The organism is Pseudomonas sp. PA-6-3C, from assembly GCF_021605825.1.
GTDB lineage: Bacteria > Pseudomonadota > Gammaproteobacteria > Pseudomonadales > Pseudomonadaceae > Aquipseudomonas > Aquipseudomonas edaphica.
On the sequence record NZ_WKDV01000012.1, the window covers coordinates 50,883 to 71,479 of the forward strand.

The 20,597-nt window shown below is 61.0% G+C and carries 19 protein-coding genes; 14 read left to right on the plus strand and 5 right to left on the minus strand.

The window, feature by feature from the left end; translation table 11 throughout:
• Window positions 1–20: 20 nt before the first annotated feature.
• A complete protein-coding gene (locus GIW48_RS10660; protein ID WP_170038372.1) occupies window positions 21–1,073 on the minus strand; it encodes a 2,5-dihydroxypyridine 5,6-dioxygenase in 1,053 nt (350 codons plus the stop codon).
• 307 nt (window positions 1,074–1,380) lie between these two features.
• Between GIW48_RS10660 and GIW48_RS10665 the strand changes: the two genes are divergently transcribed.
• The 6 genes from GIW48_RS10665 to GIW48_RS10690 all read left to right on the plus strand — a co-directional run bounded on the left by GIW48_RS10665 (window position 1,381) and on the right by GIW48_RS10690 (window position 7,585).
• Window positions 1,381–2,514, plus strand: a complete 1,134-nt coding sequence (locus GIW48_RS10665; RefSeq protein WP_017135474.1) for an FAD-dependent monooxygenase — start codon at window positions 1,381–1,383, stop codon at window positions 2,512–2,514.
• Window positions 2,511–3,311 (plus strand): alpha/beta fold hydrolase, encoded by an 801-nt coding sequence (locus tag GIW48_RS10670; protein WP_236462710.1) that lies wholly within the window; start codon window positions 2,511–2,513, stop codon window positions 3,309–3,311. Before GIW48_RS10665 ends, GIW48_RS10670 begins: the two co-directional genes overlap by 4 nt.
• 10 nt (window positions 3,312–3,321) lie before the next feature.
• On the plus strand, window positions 3,322–4,074 hold the full coding sequence (locus GIW48_RS10675) for a maleate cis-trans isomerase family protein (protein ID WP_017135472.1): 753 nt from the start codon (window positions 3,322–3,324) through the stop codon (window positions 4,072–4,074).
• 171 nt (window positions 4,075–4,245) lie between these two features.
• Window positions 4,246–4,878: an N-carbamoylsarcosine amidohydrolase gene (locus tag GIW48_RS10680; RefSeq protein ID WP_138454287.1), complete on the plus strand. Its 633-nt coding sequence runs from the start codon at window positions 4,246–4,248 to the stop codon at window positions 4,876–4,878.
• Window positions 4,879–5,156: 278 nt separating this feature from the next.
• Window positions 5,157–6,467: an MFS transporter gene (locus tag GIW48_RS10685; RefSeq protein ID WP_177034646.1), complete on the plus strand. Its 1,311-nt coding sequence runs from the start codon at window positions 5,157–5,159 to the stop codon at window positions 6,465–6,467.
• 29 nt (window positions 6,468–6,496) lie between these two features.
• Window positions 6,497–7,585 (plus strand): nucleoside hydrolase, encoded by a 1,089-nt coding sequence (locus GIW48_RS10690; protein WP_236462326.1) that lies wholly within the window; start codon window positions 6,497–6,499, stop codon window positions 7,583–7,585.
• A 107-nt stretch (window positions 7,586–7,692) separates the two neighbouring features.
• Here GIW48_RS10690 and pdxR read toward each other — a convergent pair whose 3' ends face one another.
• A complete protein-coding gene (pdxR, locus tag GIW48_RS10695; RefSeq protein WP_236462323.1) occupies window positions 7,693–9,060 on the minus strand; it encodes a MocR-like pyridoxine biosynthesis transcription factor PdxR in 1,368 nt (455 codons plus the stop codon).
• A gap of 133 nt (window positions 9,061–9,193) precedes the next feature.
• Between pdxR and GIW48_RS10700 the strand changes: the two genes are divergently transcribed.
• The 5 genes from GIW48_RS10700 to GIW48_RS10720 all read left to right on the plus strand — a co-directional run bounded on the left by GIW48_RS10700 (window position 9,194) and on the right by GIW48_RS10720 (window position 15,343).
• Window positions 9,194–9,670, plus strand: coding sequence for a carboxymuconolactone decarboxylase family protein (locus tag GIW48_RS10700; RefSeq protein ID WP_017135467.1), 477 nt, complete (start codon window positions 9,194–9,196; stop codon window positions 9,668–9,670).
• Window positions 9,660–10,103 carry a GNAT family N-acetyltransferase gene (locus GIW48_RS10705; protein WP_236462320.1) on the plus strand — a complete coding sequence of 148 codons (444 nt, stop codon included), beginning with the start codon at window positions 9,660–9,662 and terminating at the stop codon, window positions 10,101–10,103. The genes GIW48_RS10700 and GIW48_RS10705 overlap by 11 nt, the downstream gene beginning before the upstream one ends.
• The gene (locus GIW48_RS10710) at window positions 10,100–10,693 is read left to right on the plus strand and encodes an FMN-dependent NADH-azoreductase (RefSeq protein WP_099549886.1); all 594 of its coding nucleotides are present in this window, start codon (window positions 10,100–10,102) and stop codon (window positions 10,691–10,693) included. Before GIW48_RS10705 ends, GIW48_RS10710 begins: the two co-directional genes overlap by 4 nt.
• Window positions 10,694–10,752: 59 nt before the next feature.
• The gene (locus GIW48_RS10715) at window positions 10,753–11,898 is read left to right on the plus strand and encodes a MalY/PatB family protein (RefSeq protein WP_236446509.1); all 1,146 of its coding nucleotides are present in this window, start codon (window positions 10,753–10,755) and stop codon (window positions 11,896–11,898) included.
• A gap of 94 nt (window positions 11,899–11,992) precedes the next feature.
• Window positions 11,993–15,343 (plus strand): hypothetical protein, encoded by a 3,351-nt coding sequence (locus GIW48_RS10720; RefSeq protein ID WP_236462317.1) that lies wholly within the window; start codon window positions 11,993–11,995, stop codon window positions 15,341–15,343.
• A 475-nt stretch (window positions 15,344–15,818) separates the two neighbouring features.
• Here the strand turns inward: GIW48_RS10720 and GIW48_RS10725 are convergent, their stop codons facing one another.
• Window positions 15,819–16,034, minus strand: a complete 216-nt coding sequence (locus tag GIW48_RS10725) for a TOBE domain-containing protein (protein ID WP_003173733.1) — start codon at window positions 16,032–16,034, stop codon at window positions 15,819–15,821.
• A 318-nt stretch (window positions 16,035–16,352) separates the two neighbouring features.
• Here GIW48_RS10725 and GIW48_RS10730 point away from each other — a divergent pair, with 318 nt between their 5' ends.
• The 3 genes from GIW48_RS10730 to GIW48_RS10740 are packed head-to-tail and all read left to right on the plus strand — an operon-like array spanning window position 16,353 to window position 18,869.
• Window positions 16,353–17,318 carry an aliphatic sulfonate ABC transporter substrate-binding protein gene (locus GIW48_RS10730; RefSeq protein ID WP_236462314.1) on the plus strand — a complete coding sequence of 322 codons (966 nt, stop codon included), beginning with the start codon at window positions 16,353–16,355 and terminating at the stop codon, window positions 17,316–17,318.
• Between the two features lie 10 nt (window positions 17,319–17,328).
• Window positions 17,329–18,156, plus strand: a complete 828-nt coding sequence (locus GIW48_RS10735; protein WP_017135461.1) for an ABC transporter permease — start codon at window positions 17,329–17,331, stop codon at window positions 18,154–18,156.
• Complete coding sequence (locus GIW48_RS10740; protein WP_017135460.1) at window positions 18,153–18,869, plus strand: ABC transporter ATP-binding protein; 717 nt, start codon at window positions 18,153–18,155, stop codon at window positions 18,867–18,869. Before GIW48_RS10735 ends, GIW48_RS10740 begins: the two co-directional genes overlap by 4 nt.
• A gap of 231 nt (window positions 18,870–19,100) precedes the next feature.
• On the opposite strand, the gene GIW48_RS10745 is transcribed toward GIW48_RS10740, so the two are convergent.
• Both GIW48_RS10745 and GIW48_RS10750 read right to left on the minus strand, forming a co-directional pair.
• Complete coding sequence (locus GIW48_RS10745) at window positions 19,101–20,021, minus strand: FecR domain-containing protein (RefSeq protein ID WP_017135459.1); 921 nt, start codon at window positions 20,019–20,021, stop codon at window positions 19,101–19,103.
• On the minus strand, window positions 20,018–20,536 hold the full coding sequence (locus GIW48_RS10750) for a sigma-70 family RNA polymerase sigma factor (RefSeq protein ID WP_138453395.1): 519 nt from the start codon (window positions 20,534–20,536) through the stop codon (window positions 20,018–20,020). Before GIW48_RS10750 ends, GIW48_RS10745 begins: the two co-directional genes overlap by 4 nt.
• Window positions 20,537–20,597: the final 61 nt, after the last annotated feature.

The window sequence follows — 20,597 nt, forward strand, 5'->3', positions numbered from 1 at the left end:
CAGCTCCCACACTTGAAAACTCAGCGTGCCAGGGACGCTTGCGGTGCAACGACATCGCCGCCGATCACCACCGCCTCATCATCCAGGTACACATCACAATTACGCAGCGGAATATCCATATGGCATGGCGTCTTGCGCGTGCCGCCCACTTCGGTATTCGGCCCGGTGGAGAACAGGAAGTTGCCGTAGAACGCCCGCGCATCCATGCACATGCCATCGTTTTTGTCGTGCAAGCCCATGGCCGTCCACTGCGCCTTTGGCTGCAAGCCCCAGCCGATATGAGAGATGCCATACACCTCCGGGTCATTGAAATACTTCATGTAATCGCGCAGGTACTCGGCCTCGAAACCGCCGTGGATCTTGGTGATAAAGCCCTTCTCGATCTCCAGGGTGATCTTCTCGCGGGTGTAGGTCTTGAACGGCAGCAGGATGTCACCGATATCCAGCACCAGCACGCCCTCGGCGGTTTCTTCGTTGGGCCAGGAGAACAGGAAACCACTCGGCCAGTGGTCCCAGCGCCCAGGCTCGTCGGCAAAACCGTACTCGGTGACCGACGGGTATTGGCCCAGCGCTGCACGGAAATCACTGCCTGCGCGGGATTTGACGTGGATCGAGCGCGCCTTCTTCAGCAACTGCTCGGCCGCCAGCACACGCACCTTGTCGGCTTCGGTGGGCAGCATGCGCGCCAGCACTTCCGGCGGTTCCACCGCCAGCAGGATACGCGTGCCGGTCTTGAGGATCTGCTCCTGCTCCGGCGAGTGCAGCAGCATCATGGTGTCGACGATCAGGTCGGCGGCCTCCAACGCGCGCTGGGCAGCGATATTGCCGGTGAGTGCGGTGTCGCCGCAGTAGGCGGTCATGTCGTTGCCCATCGCTTTGGGATGGTTGAACGACGGCAGTTCCACCGCATACACCTTGGCCCCCAGGCGCTGCGCCGCGTCCATCGCAGCACGCACGGTACGCGGGTCCGAGTAATGGCTCTTGAGCACGGCGACGCTCTGGGTCGGGTCGACCTTCGACAGTTTCAACACGTGTTCAAACATCTGGGTCAGTTCGCAATCGCTTACCGGCATTTTCCTGTCTCCTGTGGGGCTGCACCAAGTTCAAGCACCGCGCTTCACCCTAGTGCATTTTTATAGTGTGTACGCCAATTAATAACGATAAGACCCGAATTAAAGACGAACTGCAAGTAGCACACCAAAACGTTACCAAACCACACAAACACTACAGATAAAGGCAAAAACCCGTTACACAGGATAAATACGGCCAAAAAATAAAATTATGAACGTAGGCTTCCCATTTCAAAAAATGAGCGTATACACTTTAAAAACCTTGCGGACAGATGCCGCCAAAAATCAAAAAGAGAGAGGTTCACGCCCCATGGGAAGCACACAAAAAATCGCCATCGTCGGTGCCGGCCTGGGCGGCGCGGCGGCGGCCACACTGCTGCAGCAAGCCGGTTTCGATGTCGATATCTATGAACAGGCGCCGGAGTTTTCCCGCTTGGGTGCAGGCATCCACATGGGGCCTAACATCATGAAAATCTTCCGCCGCATGGGCATCGAAAAACAGCTGGACCTGATGGGCTCGCACCCCGAGCACTGGTTCAGCCGTTGCGGCGAAAGCGGTGACTACCTCTCGCGTATTCCACTCACCGGCTACGGCGCTTCCTACATCACCGTGCACCGTGGCGACTTGCATGCATTGCAGATGTCGACCCTCAAACCTGGCACCCTGCACTTCAACAAGCGCCTGGAAAACCTCGAAGAAACCGATACCCAAGTGCGCCTGACCTTTGCCGACGGCGAAGTGACCTACGCCGATATCGTGATCGGCGCCGATGGCATCAACTCCAGGATCCGTGAAGAGCTGCTCGGCGTGGAAAAACCGCTGTACAGCGGCTGGGTCGCGCACCGTGCGCTGATCCGTGGCGACCAGTTGGCCAAGTACGACTTGAAGTTCGAAGACTGCATCAAGTGGTGGACCGAGGACCGCCACATGATGGTCTACTACACCACCGGCAAGCGTGACGAGTACTACTACGTGACCGGCGTGCCCCATGCCGAATGGGACTTCCAGGGCGCGTTTGTCGACAGCAGCCGCGAAGAGATGTTTGACGCCTTCAAAGGCTACCACCCCACCGTGCAGGCGCTGATCGAGTCCACCGAAAGCGTGACCAAATGGCCGCTGCGCAACCGTAACCCGTTGCCGCTGTGGAGCCGTGGCCGCCTGGTGTTGCTGGGTGACGCCTGCCACCCGATGAAACCGCATATGGCCCAGGGTGCCGGCATGGCCATCGAAGACGCGGCCATGCTCACCCGCTGCTTGCAGGAAACCGGTATCAGCGACTACCGCACGGCGTTCCAGCTCTACGAAGCCAACCGCAAGGAACGTGCGTCCCGCGTACAAGCGGTGTCCAACGCCAACACCTGGCTGCGCACCCAGGAAGACCCGGCCTGGGTGTACGGTTATGACCTGTACGCCCAGGAACTGAAATCGGGGGTGGCCGCGTGAGTACCTTCCTGTATGGCGCCAATGTGCAAGCCAATGGTATTCGCCAGCACTACCTGCGCTACGGCGGCAAAGGCCCGGCGCTAATTTTGATCCCGGGCATCACCAGCCCGGCGATTACCTGGGGTTTTGTGGCTGAGCGTCTTGGCACCCGGTTCGACACTTACGTGCTGGATGTGCGCGGGCGCGGCTTGTCGTCCACAGGGCCGCAATTGGACTACAGCGCAGACACCTGCGCCGAGGACATTGGCGCGTTTGCCGATGCGCTTGAGCTGGATAGCTACCACCTGGTCGGCCACTCCATGGGCGCGCGGTTTGCCGTGCACAGCGCGGTCATGCGCCCCCAGGGTGTAAACCGCGTGGTGCTGATCGACCCGCCAGTGTCCGGGCCTGGCCGCCGTGAATACCCGAGCAAGCTGCCATGGTACGTCGACTCGATCCGCCAATCGCTGGTCGGCATGGACGCTGACGCGATGCGCGCCTTCTGCGCCACCTGGACCGTCGAGCAACTGCAGCTGCGCGCCGAATGGCTGCACACCTGTTATGAGCCCGCCATCGTGCGTGCTTTCGATGACTTCCACACGGTCGACTTCCACCAGCACCTGCCCAAGCTCAAGGCCCCAGCCCTGTTGATGGTGGCCGGGCGCGGCGGCGTGATCCTGGATGAAGACATCGCCGAAATCCAGGACCTGCAGCCCGCTATCCAGGTCGCCCGTGTACCGAACGCCGGGCACATGATTCCGTGGGATGACCTTGAGGGCTTTTTTGCCGCACTCGACGGCTTCCTCACACAACAATAAGGGAACCACCATGCTCAAGCCTTACCGTATCGGCCAGATCGTGCCGAGTTCGAACACCACCATGGAAACCGAGATCCCGGCGATGCTTAACGCGCGCCAGGCGATCCGCCCCGAACGCTTTACCTTTCACTCCAGCCGCATGCGCATGAAGCAGGTGCGCAAGGAAGAACTGGCGGCCATGGACGGCGAGTCCGACCGCTGCGCCATCGAGCTGTCCGACGCCAAGGTCGACGTGTTGGGCTATGCGTGCCTGGTGGCGATCATGGCCATGGGCCTGGGTTATCACCGCAATTCCGAACAACGTTTGCGTAAAGCCACCGCCGATAACGATGCCAACGCCCCGGTGATCACCAGCGCTGGCGCCTTGATCGAAGGCTTGAAAGTGATGGGCGCCAAGCGCATTGCCATCGTCGCGCCGTACATGAAGCCGCTGACCGAACTGGTGGTGAACTACATCCGCGAAGAAGGCTTTGACGTGGTGGACTGGCGCGCCCTGGAGATCCCCGACAACCTCGAAGTGGCGCGCCACGACCCGGCCAACCTGCCGGCCATCGTCGCCGGCATGAACCTGGAAGGGGTGGACGTGATAGTGCTCTCTGCCTGCGTGCAGATGCAGTCGCTGCCGGTGGTGGCCAAGGTTGAAGCGCAAACCGGCAAACCGGTGCTCACCGCCGCCATCGCCACCACCTACGCGATGCTCAAGGCCTTGGACCTGGAACCTATCGTGCCCGGTGCCGGCGCCTTGCTGTCCGGCGCTTACTGACACTCGTGGTGAATGAGCTTATGTGGCGAATGAGCTTGTTGTGGCGAGCGAGCTTGCTCGCGCTGGAGTGCGCAGCGCTCCCGCTTTTTTGGGGCCGCTTCGCAGCCCAGCGCGAGCAAGCTCGCTCGCCACATAAGCTCGCTCGCCACACAAAAATGAGGGGTTGAGAAGATGAACAACCAATCCGCCGACGCCAACTACCAGGGCGTCTGGGGCAATCGCATCGGCTTCGGCAAAAAATCTGCGCTGCTGATGATTGACTTCATGCAGGGCTACACCACCGAAGGCGCGCCGCTGTATGCCCCCGAAGTGGTGGTGGCCGTAGCTGAAAGTGTCGAATTGCTGGCCACCGCTCGCCGACACGCAATTACGGTGGTGCACACTAATATCCGCTACCATCCCGGCCATTTCGCCGACGGCGGTATCTGGGTCAAGAAGGCGCCGGTGATGAAGGACATGGTCGAGGGCAACCCGCTCGCAGCGTTCTGCCTCGAGGTATTGCCCCAGGCGGATGAAGTGGTGATCACCAAACAGTACGCCAGCGCCTTCTTCGGCAGCAGCCTGGCCCCGATGCTGCACGCCCAGGGCATCGACACTGTGGTGCTGGCCGGCTGTTCCACCAGCGGCTGCATCCGCGCCACGGCCGTGGATGCGGTGCAGCATGGGTTTCGCACCATTGTCGTGCGCGAATGCGTCGGCGACCGACACCCGGCGCCCCATGCAGCCAACCTGTTCGACATCGACAGCAAGTATGGCGATGTAGTGAGCAAGCAGGAGGCGATGAGCAAGTTCAGGGAGCAATAAAGGTTACGAAGAACTGCGCCATAGAGCGCGGTCTTGCACAAAACTGTGAGCCGCCCCCGCCCAACGGTGGGAGCTGGCTTGCCTGCGATGACGGAGTGTCATGCAGCATAATTGTTGCTGATCCACCGCTATCGCAGGCAAGCCAGCTCCCACATTAAAAAGCCGGTGCAGCTTTCAGTCTTCTGACACTGCCTTTGGATGTCGCTTTTACAGCACTCCGAAGTGCTGGAAAAAAGCGGCTGTATAAAAACCATAAGTCACCGCCAGGAGACACCCCAATGCCCATTGCGAATGCAGCGCCCGCGACCACGGTCGCCGACCCCGTTACCACGCTCTACCACAAGATCACCTGGAAGCTGATTCCGTTCCTGTGTTTCTGCTACCTGGCCGCCTACCTGGACCGCATCAACATCGGCTTCGCCAAGTTGCAGATGCTCGACCAGTTACACTTCAGCGAAACCGCGTTCGGCCTCGGTGCCGGCTTGTTTTTCGTTGGCTACATCATCTTCGAAGTCCCCAGTAACCTGGTACTCGAACGAGTGGGCGCGAAGATCTGGATCGCGCGCATCATGATCACCTGGGGCCTGCTCTCGGCCTGCACCATGCTGGTCACCTCCACCACCCAGTTCTACATCCTGCGCTTTCTGCTCGGCGCCGCCGAAGCCGGGTTTTTGCCGGGGGTTTTGTATTACCTGACCACTTGGTTCCCGACGCACCGACGCGGGCGCATCATCGCGCTGTTCATGATCGGCCTGCCGCTGTCGAGCGTCATCGGCGGCCCGCTGTCAGGCTGGATCATGGGCCACTTCGACAACATGGGCGGCCTGCGTGGCTGGCAGTGGCTGTTCCTGATCGAAGCGGTGCCCAGCGTTTTGCTCGGCGTGCTGACTTTCTGGGCGCTGCCCAACACCTTCCAACAGGCCAAATGGCTGTCGGACGAAGAAAAGGCCCTGCTGGAAAGCGAACTGCGCAAGGACGAAGCCGACGCCACCGGCAGCAAGCACAGCTTCCGTGACGGCTTCTTCAACCTCAAAGTGTGGATGCTCGGCGGTATCGACTTCTCGATCCTGCTCAGCGCCTATGCCATGGGGTTCTGGATGCCGACCTTCATCCGCAATGCCGGAGTGACCGACACCTTCCATATCGGCGTGCTGACTGCATTGCCCAGCGTTGCGGCGCTGCTGGGCATGCTGCTGATCGGCGCCAGCTCCGACAAACACCGCGAACGCCGCTGGCACATCATCGTGCCGTTCTTCATCGGTGCGGCGGCCATGGCCACCAGCACGTTCTTTACCCACAGCGTGGTCGCCACCGTGTTGCTGTTCGCCATTGCCTCAGCCGCGATCATCGGCGCCGTGCCGGTGTTTTTCAGCCTGCCGGCAACCTTCCTCAAAGGCACCGCAGCGGCGACCGGCTTTGCCCTGGCCTGTTCGGTGGCGAATATCGCAGGCTTAGTGAGCAACTCGTTGATGGGAGTTGCCATCGACGTCACCGGCAGCAGTGCGGGTGCCTTGTGGTTTTTCGCCGGCTGCCTGATCCTCAGCAGCTTCCTGGTCATCGCCTTGCCGGCGAAACTGGTGAACCGTTAATAACAACAATTTTTTGCGGATGAATCACCATGCAAGGTTTTCTTAAAAGCTGCGCGTTGCTTGTCGCCGTCGGCCTGTGTGCCGGCACGGCACAGGCAGCGCAAACCGCGCCTGAAAAAGTCATCTTCGACACCGACTTCAACGTGCTCAATGATGACGGCCAAGCCTTTATCATGCTCGCGCAGTTGCACGCGCAAAAACGCATCGACCTGCTGGGCATGACCCTGGTCAGCGGCAATGCCTGGGTCGACCAGGAACAGGTCGACGCCCTCAAGGCCGTAGAGCGCATGGGTGTGGAAAAACAGGTCGGCGTCTACTCCGGCGCCGCCTACCCGTTGCTGCATGACTACGCCACCTACGAGGCAGAAAAAGCCCTGTTTGGTTCAGGCTGGCCGGGCGCGTTCAAAAACCCGCGCCCGACTTCACCCGCGCAGCTGGTCGCGCCACCGGATGGCCTGGCCACCCACACCCAGCTGCGCAGTGAAACCGCCGCGCAGTTCATTGTGCAAAGCGTGCGGGCCAACCCGCACCAGGTGACCATTCTGGCCGTCGGCCCGCTGACCAACATCGCCCTGGCGATTCGCTCGGCGCCGGATATCGTGCCGCTGATCAAGCGCATCGTGTACATGGGCGGAGCCCTGGAGATTCCGGGCAACACCACGCCGGCGGCGGAGTTCAACTGGTGGTTCGACCCGGAGGCCGCGAAGATTGTGTTGCGCTCACCCATCGAACACGTGATTTTCCCCAACGATGTGTGTGAGAAAGTCACCTTCGACACGTCGGTGTACCAGCGCGTGATAGCCCACAAAGGTGCGATTGCCGATCTCTACAAGCACGAGTTCGGGCCGCTGTTCGACAATGACCCGAGCTACCACAGCTTTACCTGGGACAGCTTGCCGGCGCTGTTTCTGGTGAGCCCGGAGATTGTCACTGAGTCTCGCGACCTGTGGGTGGATGTGGACGCCACGTTTGGCGCCGACTACGGCCGGGCGCTGGGCTACAAAAAAGGCGCGCCGGTGGGCACGCAAAAAGCCAAGGTGGTGTTTGGTGTCGACCAGCAGAAATTCTGGGATGGCTACGTCAACCTTGTAACCTTGCCAACACCCGTAAAACCCTGACGTTTTAAAGCTGAACACGATCTAAATGTGTGGGCGGGCTTGCCGTGGCGAGCAAGCTTGCTTGCGCTGGGGTGCGAAGCGCCCCCAAAAAAGCCGGCTCCCACACTTTACGGGTGACATGCCCGCAGTATCTGCAACAGCCTCAATCCCAGCTCATTAGCCTGTGCGGCCGTCGCCACATTGGTAAAGCCCATCAACAACCCCTGCCCACCTCTCGGCTCAAGGGTCCACGCTGACAATGCGTTAACCGCCAACCCCGCCTCATTGGCTGCCATGGCAACTACCTGATCCGGAACAGGCACCCGCAACCGCGCCAACAGGTTAATCCCCCCGGCCTGTTCATCCACGCGTAAAAAATCCGCGCAATGGGCCTGTAACGCGGCGACCAAAAAACCCCTTCGCAGCGCATACAACTGACGCATCTTTTTCAAGTGCCGGGTGAAATGGCCCTGCTCGAGAAAATCCGCCGCGGTCAGTTGCAACAACTGCGCACCGCGCTGCTGCAAGGCCTCGGCGCTGCGCCCAAACACCTCCACCAAGGCTGCCGGCACCACCAGATAGCCCAGGCGCAAGCCCGGAAACAGCATTTTGCTGAAGCTCCCGGCATGGATCACCCGGTCGTGCACATCCTGGCTCTTGAGCGCCGCCAATGGCTGGCCCTGGTAGCGAAACTCACTGTCGTAATCATCCTCCAGCACCCAACTGCCCTGCTTCTGCGCCCAGGCCAGCAAGGCCTGGCGGCGCGTCAGGCTCAACGCCACACCCAGCGGGCTCTGGTGGGCCGGCGTCACAATCGCCAGCCGTGCTTGCCGATCACGCTGGATGCCCTGCTCAACATCCAGCCCTTCACGGTCGACCGGTACCGGCACCAGCTCAACCCCTTGATGACTCAATAACTGCCGCGCATGCACATAGCCCGGGTCTTCGTACCAGCAACGTTGCCCGGCCATTTGCAGTGCATCGCACAACAGCGTCAGGGAGCCGGCATACCCCGAACAGATAAATACCTGCTGGGGCGTACACTCCACGCCTCGGTACAACGCGAGATAGCTGGCAATCGCCACGCGCAACGCCTGGGCGCCGCGCACATCGCCCATGGCCAGGCTGTCGGCGTCGGTGCGGCGCACTTGCTGGGTGACCAGCCGCGCCCATAGCTTGCGCGGGAAGGCATCCAGCGCCGGCTGGCCCATTTGCAAGGCTGGCGGCGCCGATGTCGGCGGTGGTGCGACGGGCTGGGGCTTCATCGCCACCTGCGGCAATGTCCGCGCAATCACGGTGCCCGCCTGCCCACGCGCCTCAAAAAAACCCTCACTGACCAGCAACTGGTAAGCCGCCTCCACGGTCCCGCGGGCGATCTTGAGTTCCAGCGCCAGGCTGCGCACCGACGGCACCCGATCACCGGGGCCGAGTTGGCCCTGGTCGATGGCCAGCCGGAAGCGGCGGTAGATTTCCTGATATTTGGGCAATGAAGACATCACAAGGGGGCTCGGCAGGACGACAAGGTGGAGTCTGATCATGTCCCAACCCACTTGTCCAATCATGCCCCTGTCGAGCAACCCGGCCACCACCGAAAATGGCGCATCTCTTAACGCAACCCAAGGATCACCCATGAAACACCGTCTCGATTACGGCAACGCCGCCCCCGCTGGTTACAAGGCCCTGGGCACCGTGCACAGCTATGTGCATGGCTGTGGCCTGGAGAAAGAACTGATTGAACTGGTGTACCTGCGGGTTTCGCAGCTCAACGGCTGCGCCTATTGCCTGGACTCCCATTCCCGCGGCCTGCTCAAGCAAGGCGCAAGCCTGGAAAAGATCATGCTGCTGGCCGCCTGGCGTGAAGCCTTGCCGTTGTTCACTGTGCGTGAACAAGCCGCCCTGGCCTGGGCCGAAGTGGTCACCCAGGTGGCGCAAACCCACGTGCCGGATGCCGACTACGCCGCCGTGGCAGCGGTGTTCAACGAGAAGGCAGTCGCCGACCTGACCCTGGCCATTTCCTTGATGAACGCCTTGAACCGCGTGGCCATCAGTTTTCGTAAAGTACCGGAGGCGATCAAGGCCCATCTGGAGAACCTTGATGACCAATGAACCCATTGAGTTCGCCCTGATGGAAACCGAGACCGACTGCCTCGCAAGCTTTGCCGTGATGCAGCAACTGCGCCCGCACCTGACCGACGTCGCCAGTTTCGCCGCGCAGGTTCAACGCCAGCGCCAGAACGGCTATCATCTGCTGGCCGCACGCGAACACGGCAAAGTCATTGGCCTGGCCGGCTACCGCCTGACGGAAAACACCCTGTACGGCAAGTTCATCTACGTCGATGACCTGGTGGTAGACGCCACCTTGCAGCGCCGACGCCTGGGCGAGCAGTTGCTCGACCGCGTCCGCGAAGAAACCCGCGCACGCGGTTATCGTTACCTGGTGCTGGACACCGGCCTGCATATGGCCCTGGCCCAGCGTTTCTATTTCCGCCAAGGCCTGCTGCCGCGAGGCATGCACTTTTCCCAGGACCTGAGCCAATGACCCGCGCCCTGCTCCTTAGCTTCAGCCCCCACGGCAAGGCCGCGCAGACCTTCAAGCTGGCCCGTGCCTTGCTCAACGACCTGGTGCCTGGCGCAGAGGTCATCGAACGCGACTACGGCAGCCAGGCGCTGGCGCCGCTGACCCGTGAATACGCGAATGCACTCACTACGCCTGGCGGCTTGAGTGGCAGCGCCACGGCGTTGTCGGAACAGCTGATCGTCGAACTGGAAGCCTGCGACCTGTTGATCCTCTGCACGCCGGTGCACAACTTCACCGTACCGGCGGCGCTCAAGGTCTGGATCGACCATGTGGTGCGCATCCATCGCAGCTTTACCATCAATGCGCAGTTCGAAAAAGTCGGCCTGCTCAAGGACCGCCGCACCTTCGTGCTGGTCAGCAGCGGCAATGCGCGCAAGGGGCATGAACCGGACTTTCTCACGCCTTACATGACCACCATCCTGTCTACGGTGGGCATCCACTCGGTGGATTTCGTCTACCTGGGCGCCATGGTGCGCGGTGAAGAAGCGGTCGCTCGGGCCGTGGAACAGGCACACCTGCAGCTATCGGCGGCAATCAGCACTGGCCTATAAAATTAATGGCGCTAGAATCAGCGCCATTCCTGCACCTGCCTCCCTGATACGAGCCACCCATGAGCTTTGATTTCGACACGATCCACCCCCGCCAAGGCACCGGCAGCACCAAGTGGAACCGTTACCCGCAAGACGTTCTGCCGATGTGGATCGCCGACATGGATATCGCCGCGCCACCCGCCGTCCTGCAAGCCCTGCACGCACGCCTCGACCAGCAGGTGCTCGGCTACAGCGTGGCTGGCGCGGATGTGCGCGAAGCCATCATCGCGGACCTGTGGGCCAAGTACGCCTGGCGCGTACAACCTGAAGAGTTGCTGTTCCTGCCCGGTGTCGAGCCTGGTTTCAATATGGCCCTGCATGCGTTCGTACAGCCGGGCCAGCCCGTGGTGCTGCAAACCCCCAACTACCGGCCGATTCGCCTGGCACCGGGCCACTGGAACCTGCCGCGTATCGAAGTGCCGTTCGAGTTGATCAACGGCGAGTACATGACGCCCATGCCCGCCATGCGCCAGGCGCTGAAGGGCGCCGGTGCGCTGCTGCTGAGCAACCCGCACAACCCAGTGGGCAAGGTCTTTGCGCGTGAAGAACTGTTGGCCGTGGCCAACGCCTGCGTGGAGAACGGTGCACTGATCATCAGTGACGAAATCCATGCCGAGCTGTGCTTTGACGGCCGTCGCCATATTCCCACCGCCAGCCTCAGCCCCGAGATCGCCCAACGCACCATCACCCTGATGTCGGCGAGCAAGGCCTATAACGTCGCCGGCCTGAAGACTTGCTTTGCCGTGGTGCAAAATGCCGAGGTGCGCGAGCGCTTTAACAATGCCCGCTGCGGCATGGTCGACAGCGTCAGCCCGTTGGGCCTGGAAGCCACCCGCGCCGCCTACAGCCAGTGCAGCGAATGGCTGGATGCGCTGGTGCAGTACCTGCAAGCCAACCGCGACTACCTGCTGCACGCCGTGCAAACCCGTTTGCCCGGCGTGGTGATGCACGCGCCACAAGGCACCTACCTGGCCTGGCTGGATTGCAGCGCCCTGGGCCTTGCCGACCCGCAGCAGTTCTTCCTGGAGCAGGCCAGGGTCGGCATGAGCGCAGGCATCGAATTCGGCGATGACAGCCAGCAATTCGTGCGCCTGAACTTCGGTTGCCCACGATCGATGCTCGAAGAGGGTTTGCAGCGCATGGAACGTGCACTGCGTCACCGCTAAAACGCATTTCACAACGTTTCGCAACGAGTGCCGAACCCCTGCTGTTACTGTTTTTGCCGACCCGTCCCACCGGCAACAGCAGGAGTTCCATGGCATGTCGACCCAGCCGCTTGATCGCTCGTCCGAGCCCAAAAGCCTTCCGCGCACCCTATCAACATCGGGCGAAGCATTTGCTGTGCTGCTCAAGAACAGCGCCCATAAAAAAGTCGAACCCCATGACAAGTCGCCATCGGGGCTCGATGCGAGCAAAAAAGACGGTTATGAACTCGCGGCCAAAGACGCCACGCCGCCTGCTGCCCTGGCCGACTACAAGGCCATCGGCCCGCCCGATGAAGTGGGTCCTGGGCTGATTCGTTATGAAACCCAGGACGGCAAGAAGATCATCGTCAGCGAGCACGACAGCCCGGAGCTGTTCAAGCAGGTCAGCCAGGACTTCAAGTCACTCTCTGGCGTGGTCGCCAGCCAGAACGCCGGTTATCAGAGCCTGGGCGCCGAGGGCACAGCGCCTGGTGCATTGGCCGATTACAAAGCCCTCGGCCCGCCCGATGAAACCGGCCCTGGCGTGATCCGCTACGAGACCCAGGACGGCAGCAAGTTCGTGATCAGCCAGCGTGACAACCCCGAGGCTTTCCAAAAGGCCAAGGAAGCTTATGAAAGTTTCTCCGGCCTCTCCAGCAGTGAAGATGCCGGTTACCGTCGCGCCACCGACAACGAAGTATGGCCACCCTACGGCGGCACTGCGGTAGGCCCGGTGGACGAAGTGGGTCCCGGGCTGATCCGCTACGAAAGCAACGGCGAAAAAGTCGTCGTCGCCCGTGAAGACAACCCCAAGTTGTTCGACTACCTGGCGGGCCTTAATACGGTGTACTCCGACCCCGGCAAAAAAGCCGTGATTGAAGGCGAACTGAACAACGGTGCAGCACTGGCCGACGCCAACACGCCCGTGCCCGGGCTCAACGACTACAAGAACTTCAGCTGGAACAACGACCAGAAAGACAGCGTCCTCACCTACGAATTGCAGGACGGCACCAAGGTGGTGGTGTCTGCCGACATCAGCCCCGACCTGTTCAAAAGCGTGGCCACGGCCAACGACACCTGGGCCAAGATCCACACCAGTGAAGACGCCGGCTATAAGCTGGCCGGGCCGAATGACTTCCTGAAAAACACCGACATCACCTTCGGCTCTCCCGATGAACTGGGCGACGGCCTGATCCGCTATGAAACCAGCGAAGGCAAGGTCATCGTCTCCAAGGAACTGAGCCCACAGCTCTATGATGACGTGCTGGCCAAATGGGAAGCCTTCAGCGCCAGTTCCATCGACGACACCCGCACCAAGCACAACCTGCCCAAGGCTGGTGACCTGGATGTGTTGAACATGGACACCGGCGTGCATTCGGACCCCAAGGACGACAAGTCGCCGACTATGAGCGTCAGTGAGTTGGCCACCACCCAACTGATCGACACCTACCGCGCTGGCGTCAAGGACGGCTCGATCCCCAAGGATGACCCACGGGCCAAGCTGGTGCGCGCCCTGGAAGCCCAGGCCGCGTACCAGAATGGCCATGGCATCACCGGCTATGAAGAAGCCAAACGCCCGTTCAACACCACCTGGCGCGAGTCGGATGACAAGCAAACCGAGCTGAGCGCGGCCGACATGCACGACATCATCGACGGCAAGGCCGTGCAAAAGCAGATCGGCGAGCTGTTCAACGACCCGACCATCCAGGCTGACTACAAGTCGAAAATGGACGACGCGCTCAACAAGTTGCCCAACAAGGATGAGGTCAAGCAGAAGCTGCTCGATCTCACCGCCAACCCCGACTACGTGCTGTACCTCAAAGACCTGCAAAACCAGGGCAAGTCCAGCGACGCGCAAAAGGACTTGAGTGACACCCTCACCTCGCTGTCGCTGTTCGACCCCGAAGCCGCCAGCAAGGCCGCGCAAAATATCCAGGCCGACGGCTTGACCACCGACCTTAATGCGATCCTCTCGGACCCGAGCAAAATCTCCGACGACAACAAGGAGCTGGCGACCAAAGACTTGTTCGGCCTGCTCAAGGGCGTGCTCAAAGGCAACCTGCTCGACCTGCCGCGCCGCACCCAGGAAACCCTGGAGAAGTTCCTCAACGAGGGGCTGCAAGGCAAGGAGAAATCGGCCGGTGTCACCAAGGCCCTGGAAGAACTCGGCGAGGTCTACAAGAACAGCGGCACCATCAGCGAAGCCGACGTCAAAAAGGCCCTGAGCAAACCCTATATTGCGGTAGCGGATCGCGGCATGCTCGGTGAGGTGTTCAACACCCTTAACAGCAAAGGCATCCTGGGCTCCCTTGGCGCGGGTGTGACGCTGTTTTCGGCGATTTACCAACTGGTGGGCAAAGGCGGCAAACTCGGCGAAACCCCGGCGCAGCGCATGAGCATCGCCAAGGACTTCCTGAGTTTTGCCGGTGGTTCCAGCCACTTCGTGCGCCTGGGTGACAAGATCGGCGAGACCCTGGGCAAGGGCGGCCTGGTGGACTTCCTGGGCCTGGACAAAACCTTGCCGGAAATCTGGGGCAAGGAAGGCGTGACCGGCAAAATGCTGGATTTTGGCCCCGGCGGCGAGATCGACGCCAAGGTCAGCAAGGAAATCTCCGCGGCGCTGGATGCGGTGCCTGACAGTCAGTACGACGGCATCAGCAAGTTGTTTGGCGAAGGCGATACGGCGGTCAAGCAAGCCACCGATGGCCTGGCCACGCACCTGGATGACGGCCTGGCTGCCGCCGGTGCGGCCAAGTTGGGCGCGTCCAAGTCTGCGAAAATCGCCGGTTCCGTGATCAAGGTGCTCGGCCCGGCCACGGACATCGTCGGAGGGTTTGCCGATATCGTGCTCGGCGCCTTGGCGATCAAGAGCGGCGTCGACAGCAAAGACCCGCTGGCTCAGGCCGCCGGTGGCCTGCAAGTAGCCGGGGGCGCGTTCGGTGCCTCGGCCGGGGTCCTCGGGGCGGCGGCACTGTTTGGCGCAGGCACCGCAGCGGCATTGACCGGGCCGCTGTTTCTGGTCGGCGTGGTGCTGGCGGTGGTGGGCGGGATCATCGGCTACTTTGTCGACCACAACAAAAAGCAGAAGGCCACCAACGCGGAAAACGATTGGTATCGCGGCTTGGCCAACGACGGTCTATTGCAAAACGACTGGGCGGAAAAAGTCGAGTACGCCCACTACGAAATCCACCACTATCACGGCCGCGACACGCCGACCGATGACAGCATCTTTCGCTTCCAGCAATCGGAATGGCAGCACTTTGAGGAGACGCCGAGCAAAGGCGGCTCCTCGAGCAATCGGCTGGATGGGGATTTGCACAAGCACTACGAAGACCCAAACACACCGCCAAAGAACCTGCCCAGCGATGCGCCACCGGACAAACCGCAGCCGCACCCGCCGGGCGGTGGTGGGCCGCACATCAACTGATGCATTGGGCAGGCTCCCACACATCGATGTGGGAGCTGGTTAATGTGGGAGCTGGCTTGCCTGCGATGCAGACACCTCGGTGTGTCAGGTACACAGAGTTGATGGCATCGCAGCGGTGCGACGATTCGACAAGCCAGCTCCCACATTAGTCCGAGTATGGCTTTGCTGTTGCAGTGGCCCTTACATCCTTTTCGATGACGAAGTCAGCGGTCTTTTGATCTGTGCTTTTGATCTTGATCTGAAATCGCCCCCCCCAAATCACTGGCGGATTGCGGGCATGCCGAGCCATAGCGAGGCACCGAGTGTTGGGGCGAAGACTTTTTGGTTACTTTTGACTGGGCCGGCATTCCGGTCCTTGCAAAAGTGACCCGCTGTAAGAGCTGAACCATAGGCAGCCGTTACCGCAGCAACAGATATGTACCCCGCCAAAAGCCCCCCATCACAGGCACCCCAGCTCTCACACTTGCGAACACATTTACAGCTTGGCAATCGACACTTCAGTCGACTTCACAAAGGCAATCACTTCACTGCCCACTTTCAATTCCAGGTCACGCACCGAGCGGGTGGTGATCACTGATGTGACGATGCCGGACGCGGTTTGCACATCAATTTCGGACACCACTTCCCCCAGCAAAATTTCCTTGATCACGCCCTTGAACTGGTTGCGCACGTTGATCGCTTTAATGGTCATGTCGGCTTTCCTTTTGGCTGTTGGGTCAATCCGCACGAATGCGCAGGCCCTCAAAATGCGTTATCGGCACCAACATTAAAAGGAATATATAAGTCTTTATTTATACGATACAGATATATATGAGGTGTTCGCCTGCCAACAGCCATTCAACACTTTGCCCTCTCCCGCCACAGCCGCCCCCATAGAAACCCGCGTAAAGACGCTGCGCACAAGGTGGCACAGAGACTGCATATTCCTTTAAAGCATGATGGAACATGCCGTTTCAATTTTCTGAATATAAGAAAAGCCTTCTCTCAACGCCTTGTCTGGAGCTGTTCCATGAAACCCTTTGCTTTATTGAGTGCCTGCGCCCTCGCCCTGTGCCTGCAACCCCAGGCCTTTGCCGCCGAAACCGACCCCGCCCAGGTCAACCTCGATTACGCCTACTATTCGCCCGTGAGCCTGGTGCTCAAGCATTTTGGCTGGCTCGAACAGGCGCTTCCCAACACCAAGGTCGGCTGGGTGCTGAGCCAGGGCAGCAACCGCTCGCTGGAATACCTCAACAGTGGCGGCGTCGACTTTGCCTCGTCTGCCAGCTTGTCGGCGGTGTTGAGCCGCGCCAATGGCAGCCCGATCAAATCGGTGTACGTCTACAGTCGTGCTGAATGGACCGCACTGGTGGTGCGCAAAGACTCGCCGCTCAAAACCGTCACAGACCTCAAAGGCAAAAAAATCGCCGCCACCAAAGGCACCGACCCGTACCTGTTCACCCTGCGCAGCCTGCAACTGGCGGGGCTGAAAAAGGATGATGTGGAGCTGGTGCATTTGCAACATCCCGACGGCCGCACTGCCTTGGAGAAAGGCGACGTAGACGCCTGGGCCGGCCTTGATCCACACATGGCTGCGAGTGAAATCCAGGCCGGTTCGCGCTTGCTGTATCGCAATAAAGACTTCAACAGCTACGGCGTAATCAGCGTCACCGAGCAATACGCCAAACAGCACCCACAAACCATCACCAAGGTCCTCGGGGCCTATGAGAAGGCGCGTGATTGGGCCGTGAAGCACCCGGATGAATTCGCTAAATTGCTCGTAGACGAAGCCGGCTTGCCGCTGGAAGTGGCCAAGCTGCAATTGTCGCGCACCGACTTGAGCAACCCGCTGCTGAGCGCCAGGGACGTGGCGTCATCCAAGGCCGCCGCGCCGATCCTGGTGTCTGAGGAATTAGTCCGTCGTGGCGTGGATGTCGACCCCGTGATCGATCAGTTGATCGACACTTCGTTTGGCCAAACCCTGCCCAAGCCTTAAGGGAGGCGTGATGACCGATAAAAGCCAAGCACTGCCGCTGCCGGCACCCGTGGTGATCAACCGAAGCGCCTGGCCAAAACGGCTCAAAGGCCTGGTGCTGCCGGTACTGATCCTGCTGGTACTGGAGGGCGTGGTACGCATCGGCTGGCTGCCGTCCTACCAGATGCCGGCCCCCAGCGACATCGCAGTGACCCTCACCGACCTGGCCGAAGGCGCGTTGTGGAAACACATCAGCGCCAGCCTGCTGCGGGTACTGGCGGGGTTTGCCATCGGTGCCAGCCTGGCGCTGGTGTTTGCCGCCTGGGTGGGGTTGAGCCGTGAAGCCGAAGCGTATCTGGAGCCGACCTTCGCCGGGCTGCGCTCGATTCCGAGCCTGGCCTGGGTGCCGCTGTTGCTGCTGTGGCTGGGTATCGATGAAACCTCCAAGGTCGTGCTGATCGCGATTGGCGCGTTCTTTCCGGTGTACCTCAACGGTGTCGCGGCGATTCGCGATATTGATCGCAAGCTGGTGGAAGTCGGGCAAATGTACGGTTTCAGCCGAGCACGCCTGGTGCGCCGGATTCTGCTGCCTGCCGCCCTGCCCGGCCTGTTCACGGGGCTGCGCAGCGGCTTGAGCCTGGCGTGGATGTTCCTGGTGGCGGCCGAACTGATCGCGGCCACCAAGGGTCTCGGTTACTTGCTCAGCGATGGTCGGGAAACCTCACGGCCAGACATCGTGCTGGCCGCCATTACCGTGTTGGCACTGCTGGGCAAGCTCAGCGATGGCCTGCTCGCAGCCTTGGAGAAACGCTGCCTGGCCTGGCGCGACACCTTCACAGGCGAAGGCGCGGAGCAATGAGTATGAAAGCGTTATTGGAGCTTCGCGTGGCGCGCAAAAGCTTTGCCGGCATTACGGTGCTGAACAACGTGCAGTTGGCGCTGCAACCGCGCGAAACCGTAAGCCTGCTCGGGCCCAGCGGTTGTGGCAAAAGCACGTTGTTGCGCATCGTCGCCGGCCTGGAGACCGACTTCCAGGGCGAACTGCGCAGCCCCGAAGGCGAAGTTGCCTTTGTGTTCCAGGAACCACGGCTGATGCCCTGGCTGACGGTGGAACAGAACATCGGTTTGCGCGATGACAACCACTATGACAAGGCCTGGGTTACCCAGTTGATCGCAGAAGTCGGCCTCACCGGCTTCGCCCAGGCGCTGCCCAAAGCCTTGTCCGGCGGCATGGCGCAACGCGTGGCCATTGCACGCGGGCTGTATTCACGCCCGCAGGTGTTATTGCTTGATGAGCCGTTCAGCGCAGTGGATGCCTTTACCCGCATGAAACTGCAGGACTTGCTGCTGCAACTGGCCGAGCACCATGGGATTGCCTTGCTGCTGGTGACCCACGATGTCGACGAGGCGCTGTACTTGAGTGACCGGGTGCTGGTAATGGACAACCGGCCGAGCAGTATTCGCCGGGAACTGGCAGTCGACCTGCCACACCCAAGGGACCGGCGTGACCCGGCGCTGGCTCAGCTCAAGGCACAGTCATTGACCGAGTTGCAGCGCGCGCATGTGATTTAGGCACTGAGCATTGAGTTGCCTTCCTGAGGCCAGTGGGACTGTTATGCCAGGCCCGCCTGTTGTGGCGAGCAGGCTTGCCCTGCGTTGGGTCGCGCAGCGGCCCCTTGGGTTCGCAAAGCAGAACATCTGGAAAATTGCGGTGACTGTTTTGGGGCTGCTTCGCAGCCCAACGCAGGGCAAGCCTGCTCGCCACAATAAGCCTGCTCACCGCTACGAACCTGGTGGCCAGCGTCAAGCCAGGGTTCGGCTGAGTGTCACCCAATACCGCGTGCGCGCTCGCACCTCAAACCCCAGGGTCTGGGCCAGCAGTGTGAGGATGCGGTCGGTGTCATCCAGGCGAAAGCTGCCGGTGACCCGCAGCGTTTCCAGGCTAGGGTCCCAGCGCAACACGCCAGGGCGGTAACGCTCCAGCTCACGCAGGAAATCCCCAAAGGGTTGGTTCTGTGCGGTCAATACACCGTCACGCCAGCCCAGTTGCTGCACATCAAACGCCGCCCTGGCACTCAGCCCGTGAGGCTTTAACGAGGCTTGCTGACCGCTGTTCAACGTCGTCAATTGCCCGGCCAGATCACGCACCTGCACCGCGCCCTTGAACACCGACACGCGGCAGCCGGACGCCAATTGCCGTACGCACACTTCAGCCTGGCTCACCTCTACCTGGCCGTAGCGCGTGTGCACACTGATCGCTGCCGCGCCCGGCACCGTCAGCGCCAACTCGCCGTCCACCAGCGTGATGCGCCGCTGTGCCAGGTCAACATCCACCGCCGTCGCCGTGTTGAGTTGCAAGCTGCTGCCATCGGCCAACGGCAGGCGTTTGCGCTCGCCGGTGGCGGTGTGCAAATCAGCCCGCCATGCCTCGATGGGCAACTGACGGCTGATCAGCCAGGCGGTCGGCACCAGCGCCGCTACGCCCAAGGCCCGCTTGAGCAACGCACGTCGCCCCGGTTGCGGGCGGTCGAGGCTGGCCATCGCCACGGCCTGGGGCAAGTCACGCAAGCGCTGGCGCAGCGACTGGGCTTTCTGCCAGGTCTGTTCGTGCTGAGGGTGGCTGTCGCGCCAAGCCTGCAAATTGGCGTGGTCACGCTCGGTGGCCGCTCCGGACTCCAACAACGCCAACCACTGCGCCGCAGCACGCGCAACCTCGTGACTCATAGGGCCACCAACAGGCAATGTTCATAGGCCTGGGCCATGTAGCGCTTGACCGTGCGCTCAGAGACGTCGAGCCGCTCGGCAATTTCGCGATAACCCAGGCCTTCCAACTGGCTCCACAGAAACGCGCGCCGCACCACCCGCGGCAAACCGTCGAGCAACTCATCCAGAGCGTGCAAGGTCTCCAGCACCAGCCAGCGTTGCTCGGGCGACGGCACGCAGGTTTCGGGCAAATTCGCCAGCGCCTTCAGATAGGCTTGCTCAAGGCTGCGGCGCTGATGAAAGTTGGCCAGCAAACGCTTGCCGACCGTCACCAGATACGCCCGTGGCTCCTGCATCTGCGCAATCGGCTGGGCACTGGCCAGCACCCGCACAAAGGTGTCCTGGCTCAGGTCCGCCGCATCCCAGGCATTGCCCAGGCGCCGCCGCAACCAGCTTTCGAGCCAGCTGCGATGGTCGCGGTACAAACGCGACAGGGTCATTTCGCCAGTATGGGTCGGGGCAACAGCATCAGTCATGAAAAGCAACCTGCGCAGCGCGAGTGAGTCTCAAATGAGATTCATTCTATTTAATATCGCT